Origin of the sequence: Pseudonocardia sp. NPDC049154, assembly GCF_040648315.1 — a bacterium.
Classification (GTDB): domain Bacteria; phylum Actinomycetota; class Actinomycetes; order Mycobacteriales; family Pseudonocardiaceae; genus Pseudonocardia.
Genome location: NZ_JBEZDN010000239.1, coordinates 1 through 3,566 on the forward strand (window position 1 = coordinate 1; position 3,566 = coordinate 3,566).

The 3,566-nt window shown below is 75.2% G+C and carries 5 protein-coding genes; 2 read left to right on the forward strand and 3 right to left on the reverse strand.

The window, feature by feature from the left end; all coding sequences use genetic code 11:
- Nucleotides 1–87: 87 nt before the first annotated feature.
- Nucleotides 88–741: a response regulator transcription factor gene (locus tag AB0B41_RS42840; protein ID WP_358212945.1), complete on the forward strand. Its 654-nt coding sequence runs from the start codon at nucleotides 88–90 to the stop codon at nucleotides 739–741.
- Between the two features lie 52 nt (nucleotides 742–793).
- Nucleotides 794–1,525 carry a methyltransferase domain-containing protein gene (locus AB0B41_RS42845; protein WP_358212940.1) on the forward strand — a complete coding sequence of 244 codons (732 nt, stop codon included), beginning with the start codon at nucleotides 794–796 and terminating at the stop codon, nucleotides 1,523–1,525.
- A gap of 32 nt (nucleotides 1,526–1,557) precedes the next feature.
- Here AB0B41_RS42845 and AB0B41_RS42850 read toward each other — a convergent pair whose 3' ends face one another.
- The 3 genes from AB0B41_RS42850 to AB0B41_RS42860 form a co-directional block, all read right to left on the reverse strand.
- A complete protein-coding gene (locus AB0B41_RS42850) occupies nucleotides 1,558–2,337 on the reverse strand; it encodes a DUF899 family protein (protein WP_358212942.1) in 780 nt (259 codons plus the stop codon).
- Between the two features lie 130 nt (nucleotides 2,338–2,467).
- Complete coding sequence (locus tag AB0B41_RS42855) at nucleotides 2,468–2,791, reverse strand: siderophore-interacting protein (RefSeq protein WP_358212947.1); 324 nt, start codon at nucleotides 2,789–2,791, stop codon at nucleotides 2,468–2,470.
- A 31-nt stretch (nucleotides 2,792–2,822) separates the two neighbouring features.
- Nucleotides 2,823–3,389, reverse strand: a complete 567-nt coding sequence (locus tag AB0B41_RS42860) for a dihydrofolate reductase family protein (RefSeq protein WP_358212943.1) — start codon at nucleotides 3,387–3,389, stop codon at nucleotides 2,823–2,825.
- Nucleotides 3,390–3,566: the final 177 nt, after the last annotated feature.

Below are 3,566 nucleotides of genomic sequence, written 5' to 3' on the forward strand. Positions count from 1 at the left end.
CGGTCGGGGGGTTTGTCGCGCGGGGCCCGAGCGACCCATGGGCCACTCACGGGCCGCGCGGGGCCCCTCTAGGCTGGGCGCGTGAAGATCCGAGTGGTCCTGGCGGAGGACAACGCCCTGCTCCGGCACGGACTGGTGCGCCTGATCGACGGCACCGAGGACCTCTCGCTCGTCGGCGCGGCCCCCGACCTGCCGGCGCTCACCGCGCTGATCGACGAGCACGACCCCGACGTCGTGGTCACCGACATCCGGATGCCCCCGACCAACTCGGACGAAGGCCTCTCCGTGGCCGCGGACCTGCGGGTCCGCAAGCCCGAGACCGGCGTGATCCTGCTGTCGCAGTACGCGGAGGCGCAGTACGCGCTGACCCTGCTCGCCGACGGCACGGCCCGGCGCGGCTACCTGCTCAAGGAGCGGGTGGCCGACGGCGACGAGCTGGCCGAGGCGGTGCGCCGCGTCGCCGAGGGCGGCTCGGTGATCGACCCGACCGTGATCGAGGGCCTGGTCGCGGCGCAGCGGGCCAAGCCGTCGGAGCTCGACGCGCTCACCCCGCGCGAGCTCGAGGTCCTGGGCGAGATGGCGCAGGGCAAGAGCAACGCCTCGATCGCCGCCGCGCTCGTGCTGTCCGAGCGGGCGATCGAGAAGCACACCAACTCGATCTTCTCCAAGCTGGGGCTCTCCGAGGAGCGCGACCTCAACCGCCGGGTGTCCGCGGTGCTGGTCTACCTGCAGAACAGTTGATCGTTCCGCCCTCCGCGCTGCGGGAACGCCGCGGATGGTGCACCTTTCGCGCATGACCTCCCGGATCTCGTCCGGCCGCGTCCACGACCGCGCCGGCTGGGCCTTCCTCTGCCGGGCGGTCCGCCGCCCGCACCTGTTCGGCTCCCCGGCGCCGTCCGGCCGGGCGCTCGCGGCGCAGCTCGCCCGCCTGCTGCCCGACTCGGGAACGCCGACCGTCGTCGAGCTGGGCGCGGGCACCGGGGCGCTGACCCGGCAGATCCACGAGCGACTGCCGGCGGGATCGCGGCTGCTGGCGGTCGAGCTGGACGAGGTGCTCGCCCGGCACCTCGCCGCGCACCTGCCCGGCGTGGACGTCCGGCAGGGCGACGCGGAGCGCCTCCCGGGGCTGCTCGCCGACGCCGGGATCGCGCGCGCCGAGGTGGTCGTGACGTCGCTGCCGTGGACGCTCCTGCCCGGCCACCGGCGCGACGCGGTGCTCGACGCGATCGCGGCCGCCCTCACCCCCGACGGGATGGCGACCGCCGTCCTCACCCGCACCGCGCTGCCGAGCCGGGCGCGCGAGCTGCGCCGGGCCTTCGCGGCCCGGTTCGCCGAGGTCGAGGCGATGCCGGTGGTGTGGCGCAACCTGCCGCCGGCGACGATCCTCGTCGCCCGCCGGCCGCACCCGGCCGGGCGGCGCACCGAGCACCGCACCGAGCACCGTGCCGACCACCGCACCGAGGGCCCCCGGTCCGACCGGCTGGCCGGGCACCGCCCGCCGGAGCCCGACGCCCGCGCGTCGTAGGACCCCGGGCCGGCACCGTGGACGACGGCCAGTCAGTGCGGGTCGTCGTGCCGGCCGAGGGTCTCCACGGGGGTCGCGCCGGGGCGGGTCCACTGCGGCACGGGCCGGCTGGTCGGGCCCCAGGTGTCGTTCCCGTCCGCGTCCGAGCGCCAGGACCAGCACGCGTGCCGTCCCGCGGGCCAGCCCTCGGGGTTGTCCTCCCACGCCTCGCCGCGGCCGTAGGGCGTCATGTCGAGCAGGCCCAGGGACGCGTTGACCCGCTCGTTGCCGCGGCCCGTCGTCGAGTAGGTGAGGAACGTGCGGTCGCCGTCGCGCAGGTAGCTGGTGAGGAAGCCCATGTGGCCGCCGGCCGGCCCCTCCACGCCGCGCACCGAGTACCAGGGCTCGGTGTAGCCCATGAACTCGACGTAGGGGGCCACCTCCTCCCAGCGGCCCGTGGTCAGGACGGCGTACGAGACGCCGCGGGCGTTGAGGTAGACCGCGTCCTTCACGTGCCAGGCCGTGGTGGTGCAGCCCTCGCACTGCCCCTGGTGCGGCGCGCCGTCCCACCACATGTGCTTGTAGACCACGAGCTCGTCGCGGCCCTGGAACAGGTCCAGGAACGGGACCGGGCCGTTCGCCCCGAGGACCTCGACCGTCCCGTCGAACTCCACCATCGGCAGCCGGCGGCGGGCCGCGGCGAGGGCGTCGCCCGCGCGGGTGTGGGCCTTCTCGCGGACCAGGAGCTCGTCCCGGGCGGCCTGCCAGGTGGCCAGGTCGACGACGGGCGGGCGGCCGGGCAGCGTGGTGGTCGGATCCGGCGTGGTCGTCATGGTGTCCTCCGCGGTGTCTCGTGCCGGACGGCGTCGCACGCCGCCCGACGACGGTCACCAGGGCAGACCCGCGGACCGGCCGGATCTCATCGCACCGGGGAGTCCCCCGGCCGAGCCGGCGAACGGTCCCTCAGGTCGTGGCGCCCTCCCGCCAGTACCCGCAGAACATGATCCGGTTCTTCGGCACGCCGTTGCGGACCCAGTGCCGGCGCATGCCCGTCGGGAGCGCCTGCTCCCCTACGGTCCAGCCGTGGAAGGGTTCGCGCGGGACCGGCAGGGTGAGGTACTTCGCGTAGCTCAGGGCGGTGAGCCTGTCCGGCAGGCCCTCGAGCGTGCCGCCCGGCACCGGGATGAACAGCCGGAACCACTGGTCGAAGCCGAGGTACCGGAAGCGGTCGAGGTCGCCGCCGCCGAGCGTGACCCGGGCCAGGTGGGCCGAGAGGCGTTCCCGCAGACCTCACCATCACGGGTGGGGTGGTCAACGGTCACCGCCGCGCGCGGAAGGTCGACTCGACCACCCGGCCGTCGAAGACCCGGGTGCCGACCAGGTCGAAGTTCAGCCGGGTGCCGTCCGTGGCGAGCGCGCCGTGCGGGCCGCCGAGCGCGACGGGGTGCACGCAGACCCGTACCTCGTCGACGAGCCCCGCGGCCGCCAGGGAGCCGGCGAGGGCCGCCCCGCCCATCAGCACGATGTCCTTGCCGGGCCGCTCCTTCAGCGCGGCGACCGCGGCCGGCACGTCGTCGCGGATCAGGGTGGTGCGCTCGACGTCGACCCGCTCGAGGGTGCGCGACACGACGACCTTCTCGGTGTCCCGCCAGCGCGGCGCGTACGCCCGGTCGTGCGGGTGGTCGGAGACCTGGTCGGCGGTCGGCCAGTACGCGGCCATCATCTCCCAGACGCGGCGGCCGTAGAGCAGCGTGTCCAGCTGGGCGTTCAGCTCCACGGAGTACGCGGACAGCTCCGGGCCCATCTCGGCCCAGTCGAACTCGCCGTTCGGGCCCTGGATGCGGCCGTCGATCGAGGTGTGGACGAAGTGGATCAGGTTGCGCACGGCGGTTCCTCCCGGCTCCGGGGCGCCCTCGTGGGCGCCGCTCGCAGTGTGGTCGGAGCGCCGCGCAGGTTCTCGACACGGCCGCGGGGATTTCTTCCCGACGGTCGAGGGGCCGGCCCGCCCGGCCCGGGCCGGCCCCGCGGGGGGGTGGGTGGGGGGCTGACGGGGGGGAGGTAG

Bases quoted from the DNA above. Each gene is read 5' to 3' on its own strand.
- AB0B41_RS42850 (WP_358212942.1), bottom strand. From the start codon at position 2,337: ATGACGACCACGCCGGATCCGACCACCACGCTGCCCGGCCGCCCGCCC.
- AB0B41_RS42845 (WP_358212940.1), top strand. From the start codon at position 794: ATGACCTCCCGGATCTCGTCCGGCCGCGTCCACGACCGCGCCGGCTGG.